The sequence below is a fragment of the Nocardioides alcanivorans genome (assembly GCF_021555175.1).
Classification (GTDB): domain Bacteria; phylum Actinomycetota; class Actinomycetes; order Propionibacteriales; family Nocardioidaceae; genus Nocardioides; species Nocardioides alcanivorans.
Window position 1 is genome coordinate 376,076 of sequence record NZ_JAKGRW010000019.1, and the last position, 26,786, is coordinate 402,861.

The window sequence follows — 26,786 nt, forward strand, 5'->3', positions numbered from 1 at the left end:
AGGGAGTGGCGGTAGGACGTTGCCGTCCGGTGCGGGAGCCGGTCAGCTCTCCTCGGCCTGCTCGTCCTCGTCACCCCGGTTGAGGGCGAGGAAGGAGGAGTAGACGTCGAGCAGTGACTGCTTCTGGCGCTCCGTGAGCCCGGAGTCGTTCAGGATCGCCAGCTCGACCGAGCCGCCCACGCCGTCCTCAGGGCTGAGGATGCCGGCCTGGACATAGAGCTGCTCGGCCGAGATGCGCAGGGCCTTGGCGATCTGTTGCAGTACGTCGGCAGAGGGTTTGCGCAGACCGCGTTCGATCTGGCTGAGATAGGGGTTGGACACGCCCGCCTTCTCGGAGAGTTGCCGCAAGGTCAGCTTGGACTGCACACGCTGTTCCTTGAGGTAGTCCCCCAGTGATGTGACGGTCTTCCCGACCATTCCCTTTGCCATGCCTCCAGTGTGCTAACAAAAGTTAGCAACGAGCAAGCAGAATCGGTGTGAGTCGAGTCACCCTGCCAGGTGTGCACTCGGCCGGGTCTCCCCGACCACCTCGGAACCGCCCTTCAGCTCCGCTCGGGACAGGCCCCGGAGCACTTCCGCGTCGACCCCGCTCTCCTCCAGCACGCCGGCCCGCGCCAGCGCCGCCGCGAGCGCGATGGGCCGCGCTCGGTCACCACCGTCATCGATCTTCACCACGAACGCCCGCCCGTCGGCAAGCGCCAACACGTGGCACGCCTCGGCACCGAACTTGCCGACAGCCCCCGGCAAGGCCTGCAAGAAACGCACCTCGTCGCGCCGCGTCCCCGAGACGTACGTCGGGTGCTGGCGGATCGCTTCCGCCACCCGTCCCTCAGCACTCGCCGGATCGCTCACCACGAGCGCCCGGAAGGCACGTGCCAACCCGAGTGCCGACGTACCCAGCAGGGGCGCACCGCATCCGTCGACGGCGTCGTGCCCCACTGTGGCGCCGGTGAGTTCTGCGAAGGTCGCGCGGATCGCGACCTGCAACGGATGGGCCGGCGCCAGGTAATCCGTGACGGACCAGCCGTTGACCACGCAGGTGAGCAGCATCGCCGCGTGCTTGCCGGAGCAGTTCATCTGCAAGCGCGTCGGCTCGCCGCCGGCCCGCACGACGATCCGCTCCTCCTCACGGTCCAGCGGCCAGTCCGTCGGGTTCTGCAGTGCGCTCTCGTCCAGCTTCGCCAGCGCCAGGATCTCGCGCACGCCGTCGACGTGGAAGGCCTCACCCGAGTGCGAGGCGGCTCCGAGCGCCAGCAGGGCGGGGGCAGGTCGAGTCCGAGCCGCACCATGGCCGCAGCCTGCAGCGGCTTGTTGCAGGAACGCGGCAGCAGCACGGCGTCGGGATCCCCGACCGCCCACGCCAACTGCCCGTCTGCGTCCGTCGCCACGACGGTGCCGCGGTGGCACCCCTCGACGATGCCGGACCTGACCAACTCGACCAACACTTCATGTCTCTTGCCGTGATCCATGCCGCCATTGTGCGCGCATTGACCGAAGGGCCGGGCATCTCCCGCACGGGCGAAGTCACGACAAGGAGCCGAGCAGGTGGCCCCGTCGCTCGAGAGCACCCGCGCTGGCAAGATGGCCCCGTGGCCGACTCCTTCCCGCAGCATTGCCCCAGTCCGCGCGAGCTCGATGACCTCGAGCTGCTCACCACTGGGGCCTTCCGTCCGCTGACCGCTTTCAACGAACCCGGCTCGCCAGTGCGCCTCAACCTGCCCACCGACCTGCGCGGTGCCGATGTGGTCGAGCTGGTCGACCCCGAGGGCCTGCCGCTGGCACGCCTGCACGCAGACGGCTCGGTGGTCGCACTGACGCACGCGCAGTACGGTCCGTTCCGCCGACTCCATCTCGCCCCGGGCGAGGTTCGTGAGCGCCACAGCGGCGCGACGTTCGTGCCGGTCAGCGGCCCGCTCACGGTCGACGACCTCGAGGTGCTGCAAGCGGTCGACGGGCCCGTCGTACTCATCGCCCTGACCGGCGCCGGCACCCCCGAAGGCCTCTCCGCGGTCGGCCTGGTCCGCGCCACCCTGGCCGCAGCCGACCTTCTCGACGATGCGTCGGTGGTCGCCGTACCGCTGGCCTCGCACCGCGACCCGAAGATCGACCACCTGCTGGGTGGTCAGGTGATCTACAACTACTCAGCCGGAGACCCGGTGCTAGCGCTGCCGGAGACCGACTCCGACGAGTACCCCGAGGCCATCGCCGACATCCTCGACTTCGAGCAGCCGGAGCAACACCAGCGCGGCCTCGTGCTCTTCTTCACCGGCCTCTCCGGCTCCGGCAAGTCGACACTCGCCCGCGCCCTCCAGGACAAGGTGCTCGAGCAGGGCCACCGCACGGTGACCAGCCTCGACGGAGACGTCGTACGCCGCAACCTCTCGGCCGGGCTGACGTTCAGCAAGGCCGACCGCGAGACCAACATCCGCCGGATCGGCTGGGTCGCGGCCGAGATCGCCCGGCACGGCGGCCTGGCCATCTGCTCCCCCATCGCCCCCTTCGACGAGACCCGCCAGCAGGTGCGCGAATTCGTCGAGGAGGCTGGCGCCGAGTTCTTCCTCGTCCATGTCGCCACTCCCCTCGAGGAGTGCGAGCGCCGTGACCGCAAGGGCCTCTACGCCAAGGCACGCGCCGGTGAGATCCCTGAGTTCACCGGGATCTCGTCGCCCTATGAGGTCCCCGAGGACGCCGCCGTACGTGTCGACACCACCGGCCGCACCATCGAGGAGGCTCTCGACGACGTGCTCTCCGCCCTGCGCGAGCGGGGTCTGCTCGACCTGTAGCAACGGCAGACGGCCGGCCCGGGCTTAGGGGGAGGAGCCTCGGGCCGACCGTCTGATGACTCCTGGGGTGGCGCGCACCACCCGGTAGGAGCCATGGCGCACCGACAGGCAGTTGATGTGGTCAGACCAGCCGGTCAGTGCACGTAGGGGTAGGTGGGTTCAGCCCACCTCGGCATTCCGACGTCCGCGGGCGGTGACCAGCAGCACGCCACCAGAAAGCAGGAGCGCCAGGGCCAGCGCCGCCAACATCGCCATGAAGGGGCCACCGGTGTTGGGCAACCCGTCGTGATCGTCCTGGGGAGACTGCTCGCGGGAGTCCTTGCCTGCAACGACCATGACCTCGACATCGTCCTCGACCGAGCAGGGCCAGCCCTCCCCGCAGCGCGCCGAATCTTCCGTCTCATCGTCCATCTCGCAATCAGTCATCGGATCAGAACGTCATGCGTGCGTGCCCGAGCCGGCAACCGACGTTGTGGAGTCCCGGGCCATCGGCGATCTGATGACCGGCCCCGCTCCGGAAGTGCTCCGGATCCCCACGCGGAACGCTAGACGCGCGGTGCGCCGCGCAGACCGCGATCGGCAGGAAAACCCACGAATTGGCCCCCGATCGGGGGTCGAGAGCGCGAACTGCGCTGGACGTACGTCGCCACTCACCTCCACGACCTACGTGCAGGTTCGCCGCATCTGACTGAAGGTTGGCGGAAATGGGAACAGGCCACCCCCACGGACTGTGGAGGGCGGCCGTCCCCCGACGGAGCTCGGTCACCGTCGGTCAGGGAGGGTGCGGGGGCAGGTCGAGGACCGGCCCCCGCACAGCTCATTTGATGCGCTTGGCAGTCACCACGAGGTTGTTGGTGTAGTGGAAGCTGCCGTTGGGACGGGTCACCTTGTCGGTGCAGGTGACCAGGACCAGCCGGTTCTTGCCGGTGGTCTTGAAGAAGCGCTTCGGAATGCCCGGGCCGCGGTCCCGCGAGAACTTCGCGGTGGCCTTCACCTTGTAGCGGTAGGTCTTGCCGTCACTCTTGATGGTGACGATCTTGCCCTTCCGCAGGTTCTTGAGCTTCCAGAAGGCCATCGGGGTGTCGCGGTTGTCGGAGACGTGCGCGGCCACGACGGTGGTGCCGAGCACCTCACCCGGCGCGGCTGAGCGGTTCAGCCAGCCGGCCTGGTTCGCGCCGGTCGGGATCACCATCTGGCGCCCACGGATTCCGACGGTCACCAGTGCGGACTTCATGCCGATCGCAGTAGCACCGACGGTGCTCCCCGGAGCCAGGCGAGCAGCCGAGCCGGCCTTCTTGACACCGGTCTCGATGTCGATCGGTCCGTAGGCAGGACGCACCACCTTCGTGCTCTCCGCCTTCACCCCGCACTTGTGCTTCGCGGTCTGACCGGAGTCACCCTTGATCGAGACGACCCAGGTGTAGACGCCCGGCTTGCGCACGGTCACTCCCGGAGAGGTGGTCTTGCCGTTGCGGACCGTGAACTTGACCGTGCCGACCTGCTTGCCCGGCTTGCACATGTTCTTGCTCCGCTTGACGGCCGGGCCGTAGAGCGTGGCCGTGGCCGTGCCCTTCCCCTTCAGCTTGCGCACGGTCACGCGGTCCTTGAGGACCACCGGCGCCAGCGAACCGTTGGCGTTGACCTTGGCGACGACCTTCTTCTTGGTCGCGTTCGTCTTCAGCTTGACCTTCGGCAGCGGCTTGGCAACCGGCACGAAGGCGAAGTCGAACGGGTTCAGCGGATCCGTCGGACCGACCAGGTAGCCCTTCAGGGCATCCTTCGACGCCGCGGCGTCGATGCTGACCTGGTAGGACTGGCCGGCCGGCAGCACCGGCAGGTTGTCGAACGAGTACTCGCCGTTCGGACCGGTGGTGACCGGGCCGACCGGGTTGCCGTCGATGTCGGTCACCGGCAGGCCGTCAGGTCCGGTCAGGACCACGACGACGCCACCGAGACGGGGCTCCTTGCCGTCGACTTCGCCATCCTTGTCGAGGTCGACCCACACGGTGCCGTTCTCGGATCCGATGGGCGAGAACCCGAAGTCGAGCGTGTCGTCCCGGTCGCCGTCCTCGGTGAGGTCACCCGAGGTGGCCGAGTCCCTGGAGGAGTCGGTGCCCGGCGTGCCCTCACCCGTCTTGGTCGGGTAGAGCCCCTTCAACGCGTCCGCCGAGGCGTCCTTGTCGATGCTCACCGTGTAGGACTCACCGGCAGGCAGCGGCGGCAGGTTGTCGAACGAGTACTTGCCGTCCGCATCCGTCGTGACCGGGCCGACCGGGTTGCCGAACACGTCGGTCACCGGGTCGCCGTCCGGACCGGTCAGCACCAGCACCACACCGGGGATGCCGGATTCGCCGGCGTCCTGAACCCCGTTGTTGTCCCCGTCCATCCAGACCAGGTCACCGACCGAGACGGACTTCGCCACGAACCCGAAGTCGAGCGTCGCGTCGCGGTCGCCGTCGTTGACGAGGTCACCGGAGGTGGCCGTCCACGTCGACGAGTCGTTGGCCGGGTCGCTGCCGTCGCCCGCCACGGTGGGCAGGTACGGCGCCAGCACGGTCTGGTTGGTCGCCGAGTCCTTGTCGATGCTCACCGTGTAGGACTCACCGGCAGGCAGCGGCGGCAGGTTGTCGAACGAGTACTTGCCGTCGGCATCCGTGGTCACCGGACCCACGGGGTCGCCGTTGACGTCGAGCACCGGGTTGCCGTCGGGACCGGTGAGGGTCAGCTCGACCCCCGCGATGCCCGGCTCGCCGGAGTCCTGGGTGCCGTCACCGTTCGTGTCGACCCAGACGAAGTCGCCGACCGAGACCGACGCCGGCGGAAGCGGCGCGAAGCCGAAGTCCAGCGTGTGGTCGTTCTGGCCGCGGTTGCCCGTGGTGACCTCGATCTGGGGAAGCCGTCGACCGTTGCTCCGTCGGAGTCGAGTCGGTCGTTGTCACCCGCGTCAGTGCCGGTCAGGCTGACCACGGCGCTGTCGAGCGGACCACCCGCGGCGTAGTCGTCGGGGTTGTCGAGACGGATCACGTAGTCGGTGTTGAAGTCGATGCCGTGGTAGCGGGAGTCGAAGTAGTACTCGCCCTGCGCGTTGGTGACGGTGGAGACCTGGACGTCGTTGCCGTCCGCGTCCTTCATCATCACCGGCGTGCCGTCGGGGTGGTACAGGTTGACGGTGACGCCCTCGACGGGCTCCTCACCGGCGTCCTGCACACCGTTGCCGTCAGTGTCGATCCAGACCCGGTTGCCGATCTGGATCGGCGCGAGGTCGCAGAGGACCTCCATGTCGGCCATGCCCTGGCCCTTGCCGAAGTCGTCAGACCCCGTGAGCCGGTTCCCGGTGTTGCCACCGCTGCCGGTGTCCACCTCGTCCGGGTCGCCCGACGCTCCGTTGCCGACGGTCTGCAGCGAGCCGCCGGTGGCCCGGGAGATGCTGGAGTAGCCCTGCGTGAAGATCCCGTTCGGGTCCATGATGTTGGTCGCCACGCCACGCTCGCCACGGCTCAGCGCGAGGCCACCGAACGACGCCTCCGCGTGCACCGTGCCGTCACCCTCGAAGAACTCATCGGCGACGTCTCCCGCAGGCACGGGGTCGATGCCACAGGCGCCGTTCATGTCCAGCACGAACATGCCGTCGTCGTCCTGGCAGGCCTTGTTGATGTCACCGGTGACGTTGTAGTTGACCTGGCCGACCATCGGGCCGCCCGTGCCAGTGGTGTCGGCGAAGTACTGGGAGTTGATGCCCATCTGCTGGTCACCGGTGCGGTCGCGGAAGCCGACGATCAGGTCGCCGTTGTTCTCGACCACGATGTCGGTCATCCACGCCTGCGGGTCCGGGATCTGACCCGACTTGTTGGAGCAGGTGATGCCCTCGTCGTTCCACGGGCGGTACGTCGTCATGTCGCGCCCGGCACAGGCAGCGCCGTTGTACTCGCGACGAGTGCTGAGGCTCTGGTCCATGACCATGTCGAGGGGCTCGTAGGTGTCGGCGTCGAACGTCAGGACGATCGCCTTCATGTCGGCAGGCACCTGGGTGGACTCGGCCGAGCACACGCCGCCGACGTAGAGGACGCCGTTGCGCTCACCGAGCGCAGCGGGCCGCCAGTCGTCAGCCGTGGTGCAGCCAGGGTTCGCGGACAGGTCGACCACGTGGGTGGGGGCACCCATGGTCGCCTCGCTGGCGTCGTACACGTAGAGCTCGCGGGTGAACAGGTTGATCACCTGGAGGTCGTTGCCGTCCTCGCTGACGTCGAGGTCACCGAGGCTCTCCTTGCCGACGGCGGAAGCGAAGTTCCAGTCGGTGCGGCCGCCGGGCAGCTCGTCATAGGTGTGCGGGGTGGACCCGACGTTGGGCACCGTGCCCCACAGGGTCGTGCCGCCACCGGTCGCGTCACTCACATAGATCGCGCCGGGGCCGTCGGGGCCGTAGTCGCTGCCCCGCTTGGCGAAGGCACCGGCGAAGACCCGCTTGTCCTGCTTGCGAACGCCGATGCCGTAGAGGGCGCCGGTGTCAGCCTTCGTCGCCAAGGTGGTCTTGGCGACATCCGTGCCCTCGGCGCGGTAGGGCGCCGTCACGAGGGTGTCGTTGGCGGCATTGTCGTTGGTGCGACCCGCGGAGTTGAACATCGCCGGCTGGCAGGCCGTCACGATCAGCGGGTTGGAGTTGCAGTAGTCGCGAATGTCCCAGAAAGCGGTCGTGACCTCGACGGTCTGGTCGGCACCCACGGTGACGAACTCGTCGTTGGAGGACAGCGCGTTGCCCGGGCGAGCGGTGGCAGGCGTCGGGGTCGCCCAGGCCGGTGCCGGGCTGAGGATCGCCTGGTCGGGGTTGTCGACCTCGATCCGGTAGCTGCCGGGAGCACCGACCACGGTGATCGTGCCGTCGGCTCCTGTCGTGAGCACTTCGGTCGTGCCGGACTCACTGGTGACCCGGACGGCCGCGCCGGCGAGGCCGGGCTCGACGAACGGGTCGTCCCACGTGCCGTTGCCGTTGTAGTCCTGGACGACGCGAATGGTCACGGTGCCGTCACCGGGGGCCGCGGCTGCGGGAGTCGTCACACCAAGTGCGGTGAGACCTCCTGCGGTCACCGCGATCGCGGCGACGGAGGCTGCCCAGGGCGATGTTCGCATCGGGCCGCCCCTCCCCCGCCTTGCTGGATGCCGTTTGCGTTCCACGCCCGTCTCCTGTCTCCTCGGAACCGAGCCCGAGGTGTCGTGTTGCAGCGGAACGCGCGCGAGACCCGTCCCCATGTCACGGGGGAGACTAGGAACGGCAGAAGACCCTGTCTGCGGAATCAGTGCCCAATACACCGATTGACCCCCTTATGGGGGTCAGTGGATCGGGGACCCGACGCCCGTTGGGGGTCAGACGCCACCCTCGCCGAGGTCACGCAGCAAGCCGTCCTGCCTGGCCACTCGGTTGAGCTCCACCTTCGTCCGGGCCGGACGTCCCACGGCGGCGTACTTGGCCTTCACCCTGCTGATGTACTTCTTCGCGGTTCCGCGACGTACGCCGAGCTGGGACGCGACCGCATCGAGGGTGTGCCCCGCCGCGTAGAGGGCGAGGGCCCTGCTCTCCTGCTCGCTGAGCTCCGGTCGTTCCTGCCGCGGCGAGATCACTGCCTCGAGTTCCGGGGTCCGCCAGACACCGTTGGCCAGCACCGCCCACAACGCGCCGACGATGTCCTCCTCGGAGTCACGCTTGCCGAGCACGCCGGTCACCCCGGCGGCGAGCATCGCGCGCACCTGGGTGGGTGAACCCATCGCGGAGAGCACCAACACCCGCATGCCGCTGCGGATCAGCTCGCGCACTGCCGGTGGACTGGCACTCGGACCGCGATCGGCCTGGAGATCGAGCACGACCAGGTGCGGGTGGCCGGACGGAGGCGTGCGCTCGAGCCAGCGCAGGAACAGGGGGAACGTCTCGCACTGCAACACCACCCGGATGTTGGGTTGGCGTTCCAGGAGCGACACCAGTGCCTGTCGCTGCAGCCGATGGTCCTCGACCACGGCGATCCGCCACGCGAACGGAGCACCCGCGCGGTTCGCCCGCTCGGTTTCCACCGAACCCCTCCTGCCGCCAATGCTGTCGTCGCGACGGTAGGAAACAAGCAAGCGGGCGAGCCCACGTTTGGTGCTCGCGACACGAAATGACCCCCTATTGGGGGTCTGTTCCGACCGCTGGTGCTCAGACCAGTGCGCGGAGGAGGTCTTGACCCGCGAAGGTCTCGACGCGCACCTGCACCTGATCGGGAGACAACTGCTCCAGGGGGCGATCGCCGGCGATCAGCCGCGGATGCGGCGCCACCAGGGTGAAGGCCACCTCCTCCCCAGCAGGGTGCAGGCTCACGGTCAGTTGTTCTCCCGGGGCGACGGATTCCACCGTCTGCAGGAGGAGCCCGCCCAACGTGTCGGCGAGCTCCGCGTTGTCGGGCTCGACCGTGCCCGAGCGCACCAGCAGGCGCACCCCGCGCCGATGGGCTCGCGCGAGGCCACGCATCAGCCATGGCCCCATCCGCACCAGGCTCGGATCGATCCGGATCAGTTCGCGCAGCTGCGCCTCGGCCTCGCCGCACCATCCCTGGACCTTCGGGTCGTGCGGATCGAGGCGACCCTGCGACAGCGCGACCAACAAGCGCCGGGCTCGTTGCAGTCCGACCTCCCGGCCCTGTGCGCGGATGTGCTCCGAGGCGAGCGTGGCGGCGCGCTCCGCCTGGGCCGCCACCTCGACCTCGTGGTCGGCCGAGGCTCGCTCCCCCAGTCTCTGCAGCAAGGAGTCGAACCCCAGCCAACCCACGGTCAGGTGGATCGAGAGGGCGCAGCCCACCATCACGATCCACGCAGTATCGGCGGACTCCGTGAGGGTCAGCGCGACCACGAGCGCCACGACTGCCTGCATGACCACCACCGCGAGAGCGACCAGACGGGAGCGGGAGAGCACTGCAGCCACGATCATCAGACCCGAGTAGCTCACTGCCTTCCACTGCGTCGGGTGTTCGGATGCGAAGTCCGTAGGCGTCAGCGAGAGCACGAAGACCGCTCCACTGGCGACAACGAGCAGCAACACCGACCCTGCAGTGAGTGGCTTCCCCGGATCGTGCCGCCACCAGACGACCAACGTGGCCGCGGCCGCGACGCACACCGCCATCTGGGTGCCGTTCCACTCGCCCGGGCGGTCGACGAACTCCAGCAGGAAGCTGACCAGCAGCACCCCCAGGCCCATGCCCAGACCGCCCGCTGACGGAGGCCGATCACCAGCTCACCCACCGGCTGCGGCTCCGCCTTCGTCCCACGCCCCTTCGCGGCCCCCATCCGGAAGGTGACCGAGGTTCCGCCACCCGGGCGGGAGTCGACGTCGACGTCGACACCGACGTGCCGACACCGCTCGACCACCGAGCCGGAGAGCCCGCGCATCTGGACCTGCTCGGGGTCGAATCCCCGCCCGGCGTCGGAGACCGTGAGGTGGAGCCTGCCTCGATGCCGGCGTACGTCGCAACGCACCGCTGAGACACCCGCGTGCTTGCGGACGTTGAGCAGCACTTCGTGCACGGCCCGTCCGACGGCGATCCACTGCCCGGCCGGCAGGTCTGCACTCGCCGCCGCGACCGCGTCGGGCGTCAGACCGGTGTGCTCGACCGCGAGTCCACTCTCCTCGAGCACCGCCAGGGGACCCCGATCACCGCCCAGCGGCTCGTCGGCGCCTGCCACCATCGCGGCGACCACCTCGGCGTCGCGAGCACAGCGCTCCCGGACCAGTGCGAGATCGCGGGTGGCGGCACCACCGCGCACGATGGCCCCCAAGGTGTTGATCACGGTGTCGTGGAGCACCCACCCGCGCTCCGCCGTACCCCGCGCCGCGCTGGTGGCCCAACTCGCGGCCCGCTGCTCAGCCGCGGCGACCCGGGCCTGCTCGTCCACCTGGTGGGCGAGGCGACTCAGCAGGGCGATGCCACAGCGGGTGGCGATCACGATGAAGACCGTGGCCGTCACGGCCCCGACGAAGAGACCGGACTCCCAGTCGGGATGGACCAGCAGGGGGACACCGCAGGCGACAACGACGCCGACCAGGGGCACCACGATCCCGGCCCGGCCGGGAATGAGCGCCATCGACAGCGCGGCGGTGAGGTGCAGCATCCAGATCGCGGCGAAGGTGGATGCGGATGCCATCGTCGGTGCCGTCAGCAGGTCGAGCGTGTTGCCGAGGTAGGTGAGGAGGATGAACGCCGGGCCGAGGACCGGTCGGCGGAGCGCCAGGAGGGCCACCGTGATGCAGATCAGGTGCATGGCCCCTGCGGCGACCACACCGACGGAGGGCCGCGAACCGACGACCTGACCGATGACGACGGCCAGCACGAGCACGTGCAGCGACACCACCGCACGGAGCACGACTTCACGCAGCGAGTTGACCAAGGTGCGACTGGCCCAGCCGGCGCCGGCCCGTGCCGGAGACAACCCGTCGAGGAAGCCGCGCCAGAAGAAGGCCAGGGTCGTGGCGACGAGGGTCGGAACAGACCGCCCGCCCGGGAGCGTCACGCGAGGTAGCCGTCGCGCTTCGCGACCTGGTTGAGCTCCAACTTGGAGCGCACCTGCTCGCCTGCGGCGGCGTACTTCGCCTTCACGCGGGCGAGGTACTTCTTCGCGGTGTCCGGCTGCACCCCCAGTGCCTGGGCCACCGCCTCCAGCGTCAGGCCGGAGGCGTAGAGCACCAGCGCCCGCTCCTCCTGGTCGCTCAGCCGCGGACGCTCGGGGTCGCCGGCCATCACGTTGGCCAGCTCAGGAGTCACCCAGGAGCCGCCTCCGAGCACCGACCACGCAGCCGCGAGCAGATCGGTCTCGGGATCCCGCTTGCCGACCACGCCGCCGATGCCCGCCCGCAGCACCTGCCGGACGAGGTCCGGCGAGGCGAGGGCAGAGACGACCAGCACCCGGATGCCGGCGTCGACCAACTCGCGCACGTGGGCCGGGTCGACGTTGGGCCCGCGGTCGACCTGCAGGTCGAGCACGACCAGGTGCGGATGGTTGGCACGCGGGGCCCGGGACAACCAGTCGCGCAGTGCGAGCAACGACTCGCCGCTCCACACCGGCACCAGTCCGGGGTGATCACCGAGGATCTCCTCGGTACGCCGCCGTTGCAACAGATGGTCCTCGACGATCGCTATCCGTCGTTGGCCACGCAGCTGTTGGGTCACGATCCAGAAGACTACTCACGAACTGCACTTATCGTGCGTGAGTTCCACGCCCCGATCCGTCCTTGACATCGCAGTCCTTGGGTGGCGACACCTTGAACGTGGTCGTGGTGCTGTCCCCTCGGCCACGTCACCACGAGCGTGCCCGTGATCTCGTCGACGCACTCGGAGGGTTCAGCGCTGACCGGCAAGCAGCACCGTCGACGCTGCGGCTGCGAGACCTTCGATCTCGTCGTGGGGCGGGACGACCGTCACCGTTGCCAGCTCACCGGACCGGTCACCGAGGTAGGACTCGAACCGGAGCAGATTGCCCTCGTCGTCGATCCAGTAGCGCGTGCGGGACTCGCGCGCATCGCTCCCTGGGCGGGGCGCGGGCCTTCCATCACCGTGACCCTGGTGCCGTCGACCTCGTCGTGACGGAGGAACCTGGCGGAGTTCTGCTGCAGCAGCACCGGGTTCTCCGGGCGGTCCGCGCCGAGCGTCAGCGCAAGCATCATGAAGATGTCCTGCGGGACCTCGGTCGTGAGCCTCCGGGTGGACCACTCATCCGCAGCCGGCAGGTCGTCACCGAGCGGCGCCGTGCCCAGCGCCTTCGAGTCCCACAGGATGAACCTCTCGGCGCCATCGGACTCCATCCGCCCCCAGGCCAGGCCGGCGTGCAGGTCGAGGGTCACGTCGAGCTCGGTCGCCGGGGTCCCCGGCCACTCCATCTCGACCGGGACGGTCTCCTGCTGGTGCAGACGGAAGCGCGTGAGCGAGAGGAGCTCGGCCTCCTCCGACGTCAACGCACGTGGATCGTCGCCGGGCTCCGTCGGTTCGTCGTCGCCGCAGGCAGTGAGCAGGGTCGCGGCCAGCGCGGCAGCGATCAGGACGCGGCGATGGACAGCGGCGCCTGCAGGCCCCGTCGAGGTCATCTGAAAGCCTCTCGGAATCACCGTCGGAGCCGGCGGTGTGCACAACTTGTCAACGCCGAACGCTATCATCGGCGCGCCCGATCTCCCCGCACAGTCACCCACCCGGCCATGGCCGCGGTTCGAACGAAAGTTGTGACATGCCGTTCCGCCTGCGTCCAGTCGCCCAGGTGGCGGCCCTTCTCCTGACCGCCGGAGTCCTCGCTGGGTGCGGCAGCGACGACAAGGCGGCGGACGCGCCGGTCGAGACCCAGCCGGTCGTCCACGTCCCCGCCGATGCAGCGACGATCTCCGAGGCGATGGACAAGGTGGCCGAGGACGGACTCGTCCTCGTCAGCGCCGGCACCTATGCCGAAGAAGTGCTGGTCAACGTCCCCGGCGTCACGTTGCGGGGTGCCGATCGCAACGGCGTCGTGATCACCGGCGAAGGCACCCGCACCGCTGGCGTCATCGCGATCGCCGACGGTGTACGCGTCGAGAACCTCACCGTCACCGACACCCTGCTGTACGGCGTGCTGGTCACCGGCACGCACGACGGCGACGAGGCCCTGACCCCGGCGCAGACCGGATATGACGAGTTCGACCCGGAGCGGTTCCCGCCCCTGCAACGCTTCGCCGTCGACCATGTGACCGCGACGAACAACGGGCTCTACGGCATCTATGCCTTCAACACCCAGCACGGCACGATCACGAACTCCTGGGCGTCGGGCTCCGCCGACAGTGGTTTCTACGTGGGTCAGTGCCGCGACTGCGACATCGTCGTCTCCGACAACGTCGCCACCCGCAACGCCGTCGGCTTCGAGAACGCCAACGCCTCCGACTCACTGACGATCGTGCGCAACCGCTTCAGCGACAACCGCGTCGGCCTCACGCTCACCTCCAACTACCAGGAGGCGTTCGTGCCCCAGAAGGGGAATCTCGTTGCAGGCAACGTGATCAGCGACAACTCCGACGCCGACTCCCCGCTGCAGGCCGACGGCGGCTACGGGATCGGCGTGGGCATCGCGGGCGGCCAGGACAACACCCTGCTGCGCAACCTGATCAGCGGCAACATCAACGCCGGCGTGATCGTGCAGAACGCCGAGGACGTCGTCTCCTCCGGCAACACCCTGCAGGACAACACCTTCACCGACAACCGTGCCGACGTCGTGAACCTGTCGCTCGAGGCCTACCCGGCGAGCAACACCTGCCTCAAGGGGCCGGACGTCGCGACCCTGCTCCTGCACCCGGCCGATTTCGGTCTCTCCTGCACCGCCGACCCCGATCCCGCTGCCGCCCCGCTGAAGGCGTTGACCGTGCCCGACGGCGTCTCGTTCCTCGAGGTGACGAAGCCCGGTGACCTGCCAAGCCTGCCCGCATCGGACGACGTACCGGAGCGGCTGCCCGACACCGTCGAGCACCCCGACATCGACGCGGTGAAGACGCCGAAACCATCGCTGCTGGCGGATCTCGGCTGATGGGCGCCGCACACCCCCGGGGTACGTCGCGGCGAAGGTTCCTGGCGGCCGGCGGTGCCGGGCTGGCCACGGCCGCGCTCGGTGCCGTGGTTGCCCGGGAGCTCGAGCCCGAGCCAGCCACCCCGACCGCCGCTCAGCCCGCGGTCCCCGCAGAGCAGATCGGCCGGGTCGATCCGCACGGCGTGCACCAGGCAGGCCTGCACCTGCCGACCCGGCCGCCGACGCACCTCTACTTCCACGTCTTCGACGCAGGTGCGGGCCTGACTGTTGCCCATCTCCAACGGACACTGGCGACTCTCGGCGACGACATCACCTCGTTGACCGCGCTCGATCCCCGCGATCCCCGGCTCCTGACCGATCCGGAGCTGCTCACCGTGCAGATCGGAATCGGCGAGCGGCTGCTGGCCCTCACCGGGGTCGAGGTGCCGCTGGCCCTCCCCGAGTTCGCGCGGAGCTCAGCGATCCCCGACCGCTGCCGGGGCGGCGACCTCGTCATCGCCGTGGCGGCCGACGCCCCGGAGACGACCGCGCAGGTCAGCGACGCGATCACCGGCGTCCTGGCCCGGGCCGGTTTCACTCCACGCTGGAGCCAGCTCACCTGGCGCCCCAAGGGGGAAGGCATGGTGACGATCAACCCGCTCGGCTTCGACGACGGCATCGTGCAGCCCGAGACGACCTCCGGCACGCCGGACCACGTGTTCCTCACGGAAGGCGCTGCCGCCGGCGCGTCCGTCGGCGTCGTACGACGGTTCGAGCTCGACACCGCCGGCTTCGCGGAGCTCGACGTGCCCGAGCAGGAGGCGATCTTCGGGCGGGTCCGGGCGACCGGTGCACCGCTGAGCGGCGGCGCGAAGTTCGACGACCCCAACCTGCTCGCCAAGACACCACACGGCGTCTACCTGATCCCCACCGGATCACACGTCCGCGCCGCCCACCCCTCCTTCACCGACAGCACCGTGATGCTGCGCCGCAGCTATGGGTTCCGCGAATCGGTTGACGGCCGACCCGACCGCTCGGGACTGCTCTTCATGAGCTTCCAGGACGACGTGGAGGTCTTCAGCCGCACCCAACTGCGGATGGACCGCGAAGACCGTCTGATGGACTTCGCCACCCCCACTGCCGAGATCGCCTTCCTCGTCCTCCCCGGCTTCGACGCCGACCGCCCCCTGGGCTCGCCCCTCTTCACCGGCCGACCCTGAGCGGTCCCGGGTCCGCGGACCGAACCTCAGCGCCACGGGACGGCCGGCCAGGAATTGGGTCGCGATCGGATCTTTCGACTACCTTGATCAGTCATATCTATCACTAGTGATTCACTTGACCTAGGAGTCTGGGTGCCGGACATCTTCACCACCGCCGCGCTCGCCGTGCTCGCCGTGTCCTTCGGCGTCGGCATCGTCGTCGGCCTGACCGGTATGGGTGGCGGCGCGCTCATGACGCCCGCCCTGATCTTCCTGGGCATCAATCCGACCGCGGCGGTCGCCAACGACCTCGTCTCGGCGTCGGTGACCAAGAGCGTCGGAGCCGGGGTGCACTGGCGACACGGGTCGCCCAACCTCAAGCTCGCCGGCCTGCTGGTCGTCGGATCCGTCCCCTTCGCGTTCGCCGGGGCCTTCATCATCGACCACTTCGGGGCCACGGGCGACCAGGAGGAGTTCGTGAAGACCGCGATCGGCATCGCGCTGCTCTTCACGGCAGCGACCTACACGCTGCGGATGTATCTGCAGCTTCGCATGGTGACCTCCGGCAACGAGGCCCCGAGTGAGGCGGTCACGGTGCGGCCGGTCCCGACCCTGATCGTGGGCATGGTGGGTGGCCTCCTCGTCGGCATCACCTCGGTGGGCTCCGGATCATTGATCATGGTGGCCCTGCTGCTGCTCTACCCGACCCTGTCGGCCGTGAAGCTGGTCGGGACCGACCTGGTGCAGGCCGTCCCCCTGGTGCTGGCGGCCGCGATCGGTCACGTGATCGTGAGTGGTGTCGACTGGGAGGTGCTGATCCCGCTCATCGTGGGCGGCATCCCCGGCACCTTCCTCGGCGCCCGAATGGCCCACTGGGTCAGCCAGAGCGTCATCCGCCGCGGCATCGTCATCGTGCTGAGCCTCACCGGCCTCAAGCTGCTCGGCATCAGCCCGGAGGCAGTCGGAATCCTCGGCGCGGCGATGCTGCTGCTCGGCCCGCTCGTGTGGGGATTCGTCCGCCAGACCAGGGGTCTGCCAGCCTTTGACCCCAACTCGGGCGCCTGGCGGCATCCCGAGCGTGAACAGAGTGACGAACCGATCGAGGAGAGCACCGGCCGGTGATCTTCCGGCTGTCGATACGATGACAGCTGCTGTCCCAAGAGAGGTCATAGTTCAGACATGACTGAAACACATGCCGACTACCAGCTGAGTCAGCTCGACCAGCTGGAGGCGGAGTCGATCCACATCTTCCGTGAGGTCGCGTCAGAGTTCGAGAAGCCGGTGCTGATGTTCTCCGGCGGCAAGGACTCCATCGTGATGCTCCGACTCGCGGAGAAGGCCTTCTACCCGGCCAAGATCCCCTTCCCGCTGCTCCAGGTCGACACCGGCCTGGACTTCCCGGAGGTCCTCGAGACCCGCGACAACTGGATGAACCGTCTCGGTGCGCGGATCGTGGTCGCCTCGATCGACGATGCGATTGCCAACGGTGTCGTGGTCGATGACGGCAAGACCAGCCGCAACCGGCTCCAGATCGGCACCCTGCTGAACGCCATCGAGGAGAACGGCTTCACCGCCGCCTTCGGTGGCGGCCGCCGCGACGAGGAGAAGGCCCGCGCCAAGGAGCGCGTCTACTCCCACCGCGACGAGTTCGGCCAGTGGGACCCGAAGATGCAGCGTCCCGAGCTGTGGAGCCTCTACAACGGCCGCCTGCACGCCGGCGAGCACATGCGTATCTTCCCGATCTCCAACTGGACCGAGCTGGACGTCTGGGACTACATCCGCCGCGAGGAGATCGAGATCCCTTCGATCTACTTCTCCCACCAGCGCCGCGTCTTCGAGCGCGACGGCATGCTGATGACGGAGACCCCGCTCAACCCCATGCGCGACGGCGAGGTCGCCTCCGAGCGCACCGTGCGCTTCCGCACCTGCGGTGACATCACCCTCACCGGCTGTGTCGAGTCGACTGCGTCGACCGTCGACGAGATCATCGAGGAGATCTCGGTGGCCCGGCTGACCGAGCGTGGCGCGACCCGCGGCGACGACCGGTTCTCCGAAGCAGCCATGGAAGACCGCAAGAAGGAAGGCTACTTCTGATGAGCGAGCCCGTGATCACCGAGGCGAAGCCGCAGATGGACCTGCTGCGCTTCGCCACCGCCGGCAGCGTGGACGACGGCAAGTCGACCCTCATCGGTCGGCTCCTCTACGACTCGAAGTCGATCTTCGCCGACCAGCTCGAGGCCGTCGAGGCCACCTCGAGCGCTCGCGGCGACGACTACGTCGACCTCTCGCTGCTGACCGACGGTCTGCGCAGCGAGCGTGAGCAGGGCATCACCATCGATGTCGCCTACCGCTACTTCGCGACGCCGCAGCGCAAGTTCATCATCGCCGACACTCCCGGTCACATCCAGTACACCCGCAACATGGTCACCGGTGCCTCCACCGCCGACCTGGGGCTGGTGCTGGTCGACGCCCGCAACGGTCTGACCGAGCAGTCGCGGCGCCACGCCGTACTCCTCTCGCTGCTGCGCGTGCCCCACCTCGTGCTGGCCATCAACAAGATGGACCTGGTCGACTGGGACGAGGCCGTCTACGAGAAGATCCACGCCGAGTTCACCCAGTTCGCGACGAAGCTCAACATCCCCGACCTCGCGGTCATCCCGATCTCGGCGCTGCAGGGCGACAACGTCGTCAACCGCTCCGAGAACACCCCGTGGTACGAGGGCCCGACCCTCATGCACCACCTCGAGCACGTCCACGTGGCCTCCGACCGCGACATGATCGACGTCCGGTTCCCGGTGCAGTACGTCGTGCGCCCCAAGTCGGACGAATACCACGACTACCGCGGCTACGCCGGCCAGGTCGCCGGCGGTGTGCTCAAGAAGGGTGACGAGGTCGTCGTGCTGCCCAGCGGCATGACCAGCAGGATCGCTGCGATCGACGTCTTCGACAAGGAGGTCGACCAGGCGTTCCCGCCCATGTCGGTCACCGTTCGGCTCGAGGACGACGTCGACGTCTCGCGTGGCGACATGATCGCCCGCGTGAAGAACGCACCGACGCCGGCGCAGGACATCGACGCGATGATCAGCTGGATGACCAACGAGCCGCTGCGCCCGCGCCAGAAGCTGGCCATCAAGCACACGACTCGCACCGGTCGCGCCCTGGTGAAGGACATCCAGTACCGCTTGGACATCAACACCCTCCACCGCGACCAGGAAGCCAACGAGCTCGGCCTCAACGAGATCGGCCGCGTCCAGCTGCGCACCACCGTGCCGCTGCTGTGCGACCCCTACTCGAAGAACCGCACCACCGGCTCGTTCATCCTGATCGACGAGGCCACCGGCGTCACCGTCGGTGCCGGCATGATCAACGGCTGAGTACGCCGCTCCCCGCGACCCCGGCGTGTGCTTCGGCACCGCTGGGGTCGCTGCATTTCACACAACGGGTTCATCTGCGACGTTTCTGCACCGCAGAGCCGGCGGGCGTGCTGAAGCGGTTCATCTGCGACGCTTCTGCACCGCAGGATCGGGCGGGCGCCTCAACGGAAGTAGGGCCGCCAGTCGTCCCCCGGCCGCGCCGGCAGTCCGCGCATCCCCAGGCGATGCAGGAACCGAAGAACCCGTCGCAGGGTCTGTGCTGGATCACGGAGGTCACGCGAGACGAGCGTCATCGTGTGCCAACCCTCGTTGCCACTCTCCTCCTGACGCCGGATGTCGGACTCCCAGTTGACGCGGTTGTCGACATGGAAGCGGCCGTTGACCTCGATGATTCCCTTGACGTCGGGGTAGCCCATGTCGTGCTTGCGGATCAGCACGCCGCGCTCGTCGCGCACCTCGATGCCGATGTCAGGCTCCGGGAGTCCACCGAGCACCAACAACATCCGGAACTGCGTCTCCAGTGGGGAGTCCACCCCGTCGCGCACATGGCTCAACGCCAACGCAGCCCGGCTCGCACCGGGCAACCGCGAATGGGTGACGACCGCCTCCAACTCCTGGCGACCACTGAGTCCGTGCTTCAGCAGGTGGTCGCCAACAATGACCAGTTCCACCAGGTCGAGCAGGGTGGCCAGTTCGCAGAAGATCCGCGTGGGCGATGACACCCGCATCCCTCGGTGCTCGATCACCAGGGCGTCGTGCGGCGAGACGTGGCAGGTCAGTCCACGGGTGCGGCGCCGCTCCGCCGCGGTCGGCACCGTGATGTGCTCTCCGGACGAGCGTGGCACCGGCAGCTCGAAGAGTCTCGCGGCGCTGGTGTGGCTGAGATGAGCGCGCGGGCCGGCGAGCTTCAGGGCCGCCCGGCAGCGGTGCTCATCGCGGACGCGCACCGTCGACGCGATGTGGACTCCGCGGAAGATCCGCTGGTAGTGCCTGCTGCGCAGATCGTTGTCGGTGAGCCCGGCCGCCACCGCCTCGGATCGCGTGAAGGGCTCACGCGGATCGAAGGCAGCGAACTCAGGACAAGCGCTCATGTCACGACCTTGCCCGAACGACGCCGTCCCCCGCAGTCGTCATCCACAGGGCCAGCGCGACGATCACGCTCGCCCGGATGCCGAACCGGTGCACGTGCGACGCTTCAGCAGCAGACCGCCGCTCAGCGTGCTGGACCGGTGCACGTGCGACGCTTCAGCAGCGGACCGCCGCTTCCGACCAGCTCAGTCGGTCAGCAACTTCTCGCGCAGCGTCGCGAGCACGGACTCCTCGAGGCCGAGGCCCTCCCGCAGGAAGGCCTCGAAGTCACCGAAGTCCTCATCGATCGCCCGGAACATCGCGGTCATCGCCGACGCCTCCTGCTCGAGCAGTGGGCGAATGAGCTCGATGTCGAGGCCAGCGGCTCCGAGACGCTCGTAGGCACCCGCGTTCCACTCCGCCCGGCACTCGTTGGAGAGCACGTAGTCGGCGACGATGTCGTCCTCCGAGACTCCGAGCAGGCGCAGCACGAGAGCGGCGAAGACCCCGGTGCGGTCCTTGCCTGCCGTGCAGTTGAAGGCCAGCGGCGCGCCGTCGTCGGTGGCGAGCAGCCGGAGAACCTCAGCGAACGACTCCCGGGCGACTGGGCGACGTACCATCCGCAGCGGCCCGACAGCGCTCATCTCCTGCGATCGTCCGCCGCCGAGCAGTTCCTCGGCGAGCGTGACGTCACCCTCACGGAACACCTTGACGATCACGTCGGCAACGGAGGCGGTGCCCTCGTCGAGCAGTGGCAGCGCGAGCACCCTGACGGAGGGGTCATAGGCGTTGGCACCGTTGGCGCTCACCTCGGCCTCAGCGCGGAAATCGACCGCGTGACGGATGCCCAGGTCACGCAGGAGGGACCGGTCTGCGTCGGTCGGGGCGAGCACGGCGTCGGTGCGCACGAGCATCCCCCGGCGCACCTGGCGCCCGTCCTCGGTGATCAGCCCACCCAGGTCGCGGGTGTTGGTGGTGCACTCCAGCGCCACCCTGCGGTCCACTGCCTCTGTCCTCTGGTCCATCCTCGGACCGTACGACGGCACCTGCTGCCGCGGGCCGACGCTCCCGTTGGCGAGTAGCCCTGCCCTTGAGTCACCCGCCACCTGGGTCCACTCTGGAGGCAGACCACGCGCCACTCATCGGAGCTGCCTGCATGAAGACACGTCACCTGCTCGCTTCCTTCACTGCGGCAACGCTCATGGTGGCGGGGTGCGGCACGGGCGCCTCCGTCGACCCGGGGCTGGCCAGGCCCGGACGACCGCGCCGACCGAGGAGAACGCTGGCGTCGAGTCGCCTCAGGTCGAGCACGTCGTCACCATCTCGGTCGACGCCCTGGCGGTGAAGGCGATCCGCAAGCTCGGCCGCAAGGGCACTCCGACGCTCCACCGCATGGCCCGGGAGGGGGCCTACACCCTCAATGCCCGCACCGCCCGCGAGCAGAACATCACCCTTCCCAACCACGCGAGCATGGTGACGGGTCGTCGCATCAACAAGGCGCGTGGCGGTCACGGAGTGACGTGGAACGTCGACCGCGCCCACGACACCCTCCAGAAGGCATCAGGGGACCCCGACATCGAATCGATGTTCTCGATCGCACACCGCGCTGACCTGCGCACGGCGATCTTCGCCGGCAAGTCGAAGTTCGACCTCTTCACCGACTCGTGGCCCGCGGCGTTCGACCGGCAGGTCATCCGCAACGACCACAGCGTGGGATCAGCCAAGCTGGTGGCGAAGGCGGTCAAGCACCTCGTGAGGAGGCATCCCCACCTGAGCTTCCTCCACCTCCCCGCCCCGGACGCGGCCGGCCATGCCCACGGCGGTATGTCCAAGCGCTACCTCAAGGCAGTCCGGGCGGTCGACAAGAGCCTCGCCGCCGTCCTGGCCGCGATCGAGTCCGACCAGGTGCTGCGTGACTCGACCCTCGTCGTACTCACCGCCGACCACGGCGTCACCTCTGGCCACAAGAACCACACCGCCCACCGTCGCGGCAACTACACGGTGCCGTTCATCATCTGGGGCACCGGCGTCGACCACGGCGACCTCTACGCACTCAATCCCCACCTCGCCAACCCGCGCAGGACCAGGCCCGGGTACGCCGGTCCGCAGCCGGTCCGCAACCTGCAGCTGGCTGCCGTGGCCCTCGAGGCACTCGGCCTTCCGGAGCTCGACCCGCGCGACATCGACGGCCACGAGCTGGACTGGTAGTAGCGATCCCCGCCCGTCGTCGTTCAGACGGTGATGCGTCCGGTCCACAGGCCGACGGCGCCGATGATCCCGCTCACCACGATGAGGGCACACAGCACCATCTCGGTGGGGGTGAAGAGTTGTCGCCCCCGCTCGCTGCGGGCCTTGACGTAGAGCAGCGTCGCCGGCGCGAGGATCACGGTGGAGAGCAGCAGGAACTTCAGGCCCGCGGCCTCGAAGAGGAACATCGTGTACACCGTGGCCGCACCCGCGATGATCGTCTCCGTCCGTCGGGTGCGAGCGGTGGCGTCCTCGTAGGACTCGCCGCTCAGCCCGAGCTTCAGCGCGTACGCCGCAGCGAGGAAGTAGGGGATCAGCGCCAGACTGGTGCACAGGTCGAGCATGAAGTTGAGGGCGTCGGTGAGCACCAACGTCACCGCCAGCAATCCCTGGACGGCCAGTGAGCTGACGACGAGGGCGGTGATCGGGGTGCCGTTGGCGTTCTCCTTGCCGAGGAAGGCCGGGAAGTCGTCGTTGCGCGCCGGGGTGTACATGACCTCGGCCGCCATCAGCGTCCAGGCCAGGTAGGCGCCGAGCACGGAGACGACCACCGCCACGCTGATGAAGACCTCGCCCCAGTCGCCCACGGCGTACTCGAAGAGGCCGACCATCGACGGCTGCCGGGTGTCGGCGATGTCGGGCTGCGGCATCACCGAGTAGCTCGAGAGGGTCACCAGCGCGAAGATCGACAGCACGCAGAGGAAGCCCAGCACTGTGGCCCGGCCGACATCCGACCGCTTCTTGGCGTAGCGCGAGTAGACGCTGGCGCCTTCGATCCCCAGGAAGACGAACGTCGTGATGATCATGGTGTTGCGGACCTGCTCGTCGAGGCCGCCGAGGTCCCCGTAGCCGGTCGCCGTCCAGTTGTCGGCGAAGACCCCGGCGTCGAAGGAGATGAAGAGCACCACGATGAAGACCAGGATCGGCAGCACCTTGAAGACCGTGACGATCCGGTTGATCACCGCGGCATCCCGCACACCACGAGCGATCAGGGCGTGGAACAGCCACACGCCCACTGACGAGAGTGCGACGGCGAGCACGGTGTCGCCGTCGCCGAAACCGTCGAAGAACGCTCCCATCGTTGCCGTGATGAACACCCAGTAGAAGGTGTTGCCGGCGACCGCGCTGGCCCAGAAGCCGATCGCGGAGTTGAATCCCGCGTAGTCGCCGAAGCCGGCCTTGGCATAGATGAAGACACCGGAGTCGAGGTCCGGCTTGCGGTTCGCGAGGTTCTGGAAGACGAAGGCAAGCATCAGCATGCCCGTGCCGGCGATCGCCCAGGCGATGAGCGAGCCGAGGATGCCGGTCGCCACGCCGAAGCGGGCTGGCAACGAGAACACCCCGGCACCCACCATGCCGCCGACCACCATGGCCGTCAGCGTGGGCAGACTCATCTTCGAGACAGCACGGGGCGCCTCTTCTGTCGTGGAACTCATGCGACTTCTCCCTCCTCCTGGACTTCGATGGGTTCGACCTTCTCGATCCTGAATCCGGCGGTTCCGTGGCGCCCGCTCAGCGCGGGACTGACGTGGCTGGACGCCGCACGGGGCAGGTGGCCCAACGTCGATGCTCCGAGGGTGGCGGCATCAGGGCGCCGTAGGAGTTCCACGGCACCGGCAGCGAGGCCGCGGTGTCACTGCCGGCGGCGAGTAGCGCCGGCTTGATCGGCACCAGCGGGATCAGCGCGTCCGACAGCGTCGGCGTACGTGTTCTCGAGACATACGCCTTGCTTGGCATGAAAATGCAAGTTATCGCAACTGGACCCGACCCGGCAATGGGTGCGACCCCGAGCACTCGGTGGAAGCTGCGGCACGGGGCGCGGGCATGATGGGGCTGTGATTGTCGTCGGCGGCCATGCCATTGGGGATGCCGACCTGGCCTGGCGCTTCTCGCGCTCGTCGGGTCCGGGCGGCCAGCACGTCAACACCGCCGACACCCGCGTGCAGTTGACCTTCGACCTCGCCGGGTCGGACGCCTTTCCCGAGCACCTCAAGCAACGGATGCTCACCCGCCTCGACGACCAGATCGTGATCGTCGCGTCCGAGTACCGCTCCCAGCTCCGGAACCGCCGCGCGGCCGAGGAGCGTCTCGTGACGATGCTCGAGAAGGCGATGAAGCCACCACCACCCCGACGGGTCCCGACCAAACCGTCGCGGGGTGCCAAGCAACGGCGGATCACCCAGAAGAAGCAGCGCAGCGAGACCAAGCGGCTGCGCGGGCGACCCACGGACTGACGGTGGGCACCCGCGGCCTTCAGTGGAGCGAACGTGTTCCGATCTTGCCGAAAGGCAGCACGCTCACTCCATCGAGGAGACCAGCAGGTTCGCCTTCAATCTCTTGACGGTCTTCTTGTCCAACCCGAGGCCCTTCTTGACGAACTTGTCGAACGTGCCGTAGTCCTCCTCGATCGCGCGGAACATGTTGGCGAGGTTGGCGCCGCTCTGCTCCATCAGCGGACGCAGCAGATCGGCGTCGACACCCACACTCTCGAGGTACTGGTAGGTACGGTCGTTGTAGGCGGCGCGGTACTTGTTGGACAACTCGTAGTCCGCGAGCAACGGCTTCTCCGGAACGCCGAGCACCCGCAGGACGACAGCGGCGAAGACACCCGTCCGGTCCTTGCCTGCCGTGCAGTTGAAGATCAGCGGTGCCCCCTTCTTCTTGGCCAGGACCTTGAGGATCCGTCCGAAGGAGTCGCGCACCGCCGGGCGACGCATCATCTTGGCAGGACCGGTCGCAGCGATCTCCTCCGCCTTTCCATCACCGAGAAGCTCCTCGGCAACCGCCGGGTCACCGTCACGGATGACGGCTTGGATAGCATCCGAGAGCGCTGTGGTGCTGTCGTCGAGCAGCGGCACCGCCATCTGCTTCACCGACGCGTCGTACTGATTGGCACCGTCCTTGGCGATCTCGGTGTCGGCCCGGAAGTCGGCCGACCGCGTCAAGCGCATCCCCTTCAGCACCTTCACGTCGCGAGCCGTGGGCGCCGTTACGGCGTCGCCGCGGAACAGCACGCCCCACTTCACGGTCTTGCCGTCAACCGTGCGGAAACCGCCGAGGTCGCGGGTGTTGCTGGTGCTGTCGAGCCCGAGGTGATGTGTCGAGGCAATGACACCCTTGACGTCCTTGCGCTTCTTCTTGGCTCTCTTGACCTGCTTGACGGGGGCGACCTCGAAGTACCACCGCTTGTTGGCGGTGAGCCCCTTGACGTGCACGGCGCCCCACTTGCTCGTGCCGACGAGCCTTCCGCTCTTCGACGGGTTGCCGGGACGCTTGCTGGCATAGACCTTGTGTCGACCCGGTGCCGCCCACGTGACGGTGTAGCCGCTTCCGCGCTGCTCGACATCCACCTGGTTGACCCGTTTGCCTGCAGTGCGTGCGGTGGACCGCTCGCTCGCTGACGGTGCACCGTCAGGCGCGACGGCGGTTGCGGGTACGGCGAGAGCCGCGCTGACGAGCGCCGGCGCCAACAGGCTGCCGAGCAGTTTCCGAGTCTGCATGCCATTCCTTCATCCGGTGACTTGAGTCACAGTGAATGTAGGGATGCGAAGCTCAGCAGGACGGTCCGGTTCCGGTGGCCGGGCAGGGCGGAACGGTCGCGATCACCCAGTGATCTCGCCCGTGATTCGTCGCCGCACCCGCTGCTTCACCTCCGGCGATGCGAAGGCAGCATCGATCGCCATGAGGCTGACTCGGTCGCGGTCCGCGGGAGTCCACCCGAACGATTCGCCGAGCGCAGCGAACTCCTCCGGCATGGTGGTCACCGTCGACGTACGGCTGTCAGTGGAGACGCTGATCGAGGCGCCGGCTCGATAGAGCTGGTCGACCGGGTGCTGCGCCATCGACGGATACAACCCCAGCTGGACGTTGCACGAGGGACAGGTCTCCAGGTGGACCTGGTCGCGGATGATCCGCTCCACGAGCGCCGGATCCTCCACCGCGCGTACGCCGTGCCCGAGTCGCTTGGGAGCGAGGAGGTCAAGCACTTCGGTGACCGACTCCGGCCCCGCCCCCTCGCCGGCGTGCACCGTGTAGGGGACGCCCGCGTCGATGACCCGGCGGAAGGCAGGGAGGTGATCAGACAACGAGAACCCTCCCTCGTCGCCCGCGAGGTCGAAGGCCACTGCGTGGTCGGCGAATCGCACCGCGAGGTCTGCGGTGCGCAGGCTCTCGGCCTCCGAGAAGTGCCGCAACGAACACAGGATCAGGGTCGTGTCGATTCCGGCCCCAGCACTGGCCCGCGCGGCGGTTTCGACGACCGTCTCCACGGCGGCCTCGGGAGCCATGCCGGCGGCAGTGTGCAGGAGCGGTGCGAAACGCAGCTCGGCATAGACCACCCCTTCGGCGGCGATCCTGCGCACCAGGTCCTCGGTGTGCAAACGCAGTGCATCGGCAGATTGCAACAGCGCCACCTGCCGGCTCGTGGTCTGGAGGAACTCGGCCAGGTCACCGCACCGGGCCGGCCCCCGGAAGTCCAGCTCGTAGTCGGTCCGGGTCAGTCCCGGCTCCAACCGGGTAGCCACGTCGAACGAGATCGAGATGTCGAGGTGCAGGTGCAGTTCGACCAGGGCAGCTCTGTCCACCCAGAA

At 68.2% G+C, this 26,786-nt stretch carries 23 protein-coding genes and 1 pseudogene; 8 read left to right on the forward strand and 16 right to left on the reverse strand.

The window, feature by feature from the left end:
• Positions 1-42: 42 nt before the first annotated feature.
• Both L1066_RS12250 and L1066_RS12255 read right to left on the reverse strand, forming a co-directional pair.
• Positions 43-429: a helix-turn-helix domain-containing protein gene (locus L1066_RS12250; protein ID WP_235736587.1), complete on the reverse strand. Its 387-nt coding sequence runs from the start codon at positions 427-429 to the stop codon at positions 43-45.
• Between the two features lie 57 nt (positions 430-486).
• Positions 487-1,613 (reverse strand): annotated as a pseudogene (locus L1066_RS12255) (asparaginase).
• On the opposite strand from L1066_RS12255, the gene cysC reads away from it, so the two are divergent.
• Positions 1,590-2,783: an adenylyl-sulfate kinase gene (gene cysC, locus L1066_RS12265; protein ID WP_235736589.1), complete on the forward strand. Its 1,194-nt coding sequence runs from the start codon at positions 1,590-1,592 to the stop codon at positions 2,781-2,783. The pseudogene L1066_RS12255 and the gene cysC sit on opposite strands and share 24 nt — an antisense overlap.
• Before the next feature lie 159 nt (positions 2,784-2,942).
• Here the strand turns inward: cysC and L1066_RS12270 are convergent, their stop codons facing one another.
• From L1066_RS12270 to L1066_RS12310, 8 genes are all read right to left on the reverse strand, one after another.
• Complete coding sequence (locus L1066_RS12270) at positions 2,943-3,194, reverse strand: LPXTG cell wall anchor domain-containing protein (protein WP_235736590.1); 252 nt, start codon at positions 3,192-3,194, stop codon at positions 2,943-2,945.
• Between the two features lie 406 nt (positions 3,195-3,600).
• The gene (locus L1066_RS28600; RefSeq protein WP_376707669.1) at positions 3,601-5,478 is read right to left on the reverse strand and encodes an SdrD B-like domain-containing protein; all 1,878 of its coding nucleotides are present in this window, start codon (positions 5,476-5,478) and stop codon (positions 3,601-3,603) included.
• Positions 5,479-5,504: 26 nt separating this feature from the next.
• Positions 5,505-7,907, reverse strand: a complete 2,403-nt coding sequence (locus L1066_RS27725; RefSeq protein ID WP_376707670.1) for an SdrD B-like domain-containing protein — start codon at positions 7,905-7,907, stop codon at positions 5,505-5,507.
• 234 nt (positions 7,908-8,141) lie between these two features.
• Positions 8,142-8,840, reverse strand: coding sequence for a response regulator (locus tag L1066_RS12290; protein WP_235736591.1), 699 nt, complete (start codon positions 8,838-8,840; stop codon positions 8,142-8,144).
• A gap of 124 nt (positions 8,841-8,964) precedes the next feature.
• On the reverse strand, positions 8,965-9,843 hold the full coding sequence (locus tag L1066_RS12295; RefSeq protein ID WP_235736592.1) for a hypothetical protein: 879 nt from the start codon (positions 9,841-9,843) through the stop codon (positions 8,965-8,967).
• Entirely contained in the window at positions 9,795-11,309 is a 1,515-nt protein-coding gene (locus L1066_RS27730) for a sensor histidine kinase (RefSeq protein ID WP_235736593.1), read from the reverse strand. Before L1066_RS27730 ends, L1066_RS12295 begins: the two co-directional genes overlap by 49 nt.
• Positions 11,306-11,965, reverse strand: a complete 660-nt coding sequence (locus tag L1066_RS12305; RefSeq protein ID WP_235736594.1) for a hypothetical protein — start codon at positions 11,963-11,965, stop codon at positions 11,306-11,308. Before L1066_RS12305 ends, L1066_RS27730 begins: the two co-directional genes overlap by 4 nt.
• 248 nt (positions 11,966-12,213) lie before the next feature.
• On the reverse strand, positions 12,214-12,876 hold the full coding sequence (locus L1066_RS12310; protein WP_235736595.1) for a hypothetical protein: 663 nt from the start codon (positions 12,874-12,876) through the stop codon (positions 12,214-12,216).
• A 137-nt stretch (positions 12,877-13,013) separates the two neighbouring features.
• Here L1066_RS12310 and L1066_RS12315 point away from each other — a divergent pair, with 137 nt between their 5' ends.
• From L1066_RS12315 to L1066_RS12335, 5 genes are all read left to right on the forward strand, one after another.
• Complete coding sequence (locus tag L1066_RS12315) at positions 13,014-14,330, forward strand: NosD domain-containing protein (protein ID WP_235736596.1); 1,317 nt, start codon at positions 13,014-13,016, stop codon at positions 14,328-14,330.
• Complete coding sequence (locus tag L1066_RS12320) at positions 14,330-15,529, forward strand: Dyp-type peroxidase (protein WP_235736597.1); 1,200 nt, start codon at positions 14,330-14,332, stop codon at positions 15,527-15,529. The genes L1066_RS12315 and L1066_RS12320 overlap by 1 nt, the downstream gene beginning before the upstream one ends.
• 132 nt (positions 15,530-15,661) lie before the next feature.
• Positions 15,662-16,630, forward strand: coding sequence for a sulfite exporter TauE/SafE family protein (locus tag L1066_RS12325; protein ID WP_235736598.1), 969 nt, complete (start codon positions 15,662-15,664; stop codon positions 16,628-16,630).
• Positions 16,631-16,687: 57 nt separating this feature from the next.
• Positions 16,688-17,602 carry a sulfate adenylyltransferase subunit CysD gene (gene cysD, locus L1066_RS12330; RefSeq protein ID WP_235736599.1) on the forward strand — a complete coding sequence of 305 codons (915 nt, stop codon included), beginning with the start codon at positions 16,688-16,690 and terminating at the stop codon, positions 17,600-17,602.
• On the forward strand, positions 17,602-18,882 hold the full coding sequence (locus L1066_RS12335) for a sulfate adenylyltransferase subunit 1 (RefSeq protein ID WP_235736600.1): 1,281 nt from the start codon (positions 17,602-17,604) through the stop codon (positions 18,880-18,882). Before cysD ends, L1066_RS12335 begins: the two co-directional genes overlap by 1 nt.
• Positions 18,883-19,043: 161 nt before the next feature.
• Here the strand turns inward: L1066_RS12335 and L1066_RS12340 are convergent, their stop codons facing one another.
• Both L1066_RS12340 and L1066_RS12345 read right to left on the reverse strand, forming a co-directional pair.
• Entirely contained in the window at positions 19,044-19,973 is a 930-nt protein-coding gene (locus L1066_RS12340; protein ID WP_235736601.1) for a hypothetical protein, read from the reverse strand.
• Positions 19,974-20,156: 183 nt separating this feature from the next.
• Positions 20,157-20,975, reverse strand: coding sequence for a tyrosine-protein phosphatase (locus L1066_RS12345; RefSeq protein ID WP_235736602.1), 819 nt, complete (start codon positions 20,973-20,975; stop codon positions 20,157-20,159).
• A gap of 187 nt (positions 20,976-21,162) precedes the next feature.
• Here L1066_RS12345 and L1066_RS12350 point away from each other — a divergent pair, with 187 nt between their 5' ends.
• Positions 21,163-22,158 (forward strand): alkaline phosphatase family protein, encoded by a 996-nt coding sequence (locus L1066_RS12350; RefSeq protein WP_235736603.1) that lies wholly within the window; start codon positions 21,163-21,165, stop codon positions 22,156-22,158.
• 23 nt (positions 22,159-22,181) lie between these two features.
• On the opposite strand, the gene L1066_RS12355 is transcribed toward L1066_RS12350, so the two are convergent.
• Both L1066_RS12355 and L1066_RS12360 read right to left on the reverse strand, forming a co-directional pair.
• A complete protein-coding gene (locus L1066_RS12355) occupies positions 22,182-23,633 on the reverse strand; it encodes a basic amino acid/polyamine antiporter (protein WP_235736604.1) in 1,452 nt (483 codons plus the stop codon).
• A 76-nt stretch (positions 23,634-23,709) separates the two neighbouring features.
• Positions 23,710-23,934 carry a hypothetical protein gene (locus tag L1066_RS12360; protein ID WP_235736605.1) on the reverse strand — a complete coding sequence of 75 codons (225 nt, stop codon included), beginning with the start codon at positions 23,932-23,934 and terminating at the stop codon, positions 23,710-23,712.
• A gap of 98 nt (positions 23,935-24,032) precedes the next feature.
• Between L1066_RS12360 and arfB the strand changes: the two genes are divergently transcribed.
• The gene (gene arfB, locus L1066_RS12365; RefSeq protein WP_235736606.1) at positions 24,033-24,431 is read left to right on the forward strand and encodes an alternative ribosome rescue aminoacyl-tRNA hydrolase ArfB; all 399 of its coding nucleotides are present in this window, start codon (positions 24,033-24,035) and stop codon (positions 24,429-24,431) included.
• A 63-nt stretch (positions 24,432-24,494) separates the two neighbouring features.
• Here arfB and L1066_RS12370 read toward each other — a convergent pair whose 3' ends face one another.
• Together L1066_RS12370 and add are read right to left on the reverse strand one after the other, a co-directional pair.
• Positions 24,495-25,697 (reverse strand): tyrosine-protein phosphatase, encoded by a 1,203-nt coding sequence (locus tag L1066_RS12370; RefSeq protein ID WP_235736607.1) that lies wholly within the window; start codon positions 25,695-25,697, stop codon positions 24,495-24,497.
• A 102-nt stretch (positions 25,698-25,799) separates the two neighbouring features.
• Positions 25,800-26,780: an adenosine deaminase gene (add, locus tag L1066_RS12375; protein ID WP_235736608.1), complete on the reverse strand. Its 981-nt coding sequence runs from the start codon at positions 26,778-26,780 to the stop codon at positions 25,800-25,802.
• Between the last annotated feature and the right edge of the window lie 6 nt (positions 26,781-26,786).